The sequence below is a fragment of the Xenorhabdus sp. Sc-CR9 genome (assembly GCF_963897815.1).
GTDB lineage: Bacteria > Pseudomonadota > Gammaproteobacteria > Enterobacterales > Enterobacteriaceae > Xenorhabdus.
Window position 1 is genome coordinate 1 of record NZ_CAWQTY010000094.1, and the last position, 805, is coordinate 805.

Annotated in this window: 1 protein-coding gene; it reads right to left on the minus strand. The window is 43.6% G+C overall.

The features are described from left to right. Nucleotides 1-210: 210 nt before the first annotated feature. Nucleotides 211-681, minus strand: coding sequence for a glutathione S-transferase (locus tag AACQ81_RS04410; RefSeq protein ID WP_443089584.1), 471 nt, complete (start codon nt 679-681; stop codon nt 211-213). Between the last annotated feature and the right edge of the window lie 124 nt (nt 682-805).

The window sequence follows — 805 nt, forward strand, 5'->3', positions numbered from 1 at the left end:
ATCACGAGTCGTATCGTGCATCAATTCGAGGGCGCGTTTTTGTTCTGGTGTCAGATGAATTTTCATGGCTGCAAGCATGATCGGGTTTGGATAAGAAATCAAGCATCTTCAATGGCGATTGGTATATATCCATTGGATTTCAAGATGCAGCTTTATTGGCCGCATTTTGAACGCAATGAACTATAGTAATGTGAATAATAGTACCGTGAATCAATGCGTTATTTTGGGTTCTTGTGCCCCCGCTTCCATCCATTCCACCATTGCCGGCAGTTTCAACATACGATCAATCCACCTTTGACTAACAGGAGAAAATTTCAATCCATAAGTTTGAGCACGGAAAACCACTGGTGCATAAAACGCATCAACAGCCGTAAATTGATCTCCTGCCAACCATTCACCGCCAAATTTAGTCAACCCTTCAGACCAGAGTGCATCAACTCGGTCAATGTCACTCTGTAATTCAAGCGTGACTTCATTTAATTCTGTGCGGATTAAGCAATTCATTGTGCAAATATTACGTAATGTAGCAAAACCAGCATGCATTTCCGCTGCTGCACTTCTCGCCCATGCTCTGGCCGTTTTATCTGATGGCCATGCCTGAGCATAATCTTCGGCAATATATTCAACAATCGCCAATGAATCCCAAACGGGAATATCTCCATCAATCAGGCAGGGAACCAGGGCACGAGCATACTTTGATTAACATTCAGCCAAAGAAAACTTGGGCGCGGTAATCATCACACCAGCTGGCTTTTTTAAGCTTATTTCTTTGGCTTGGTGCCCCGCAATCACATTGCTTGACCAT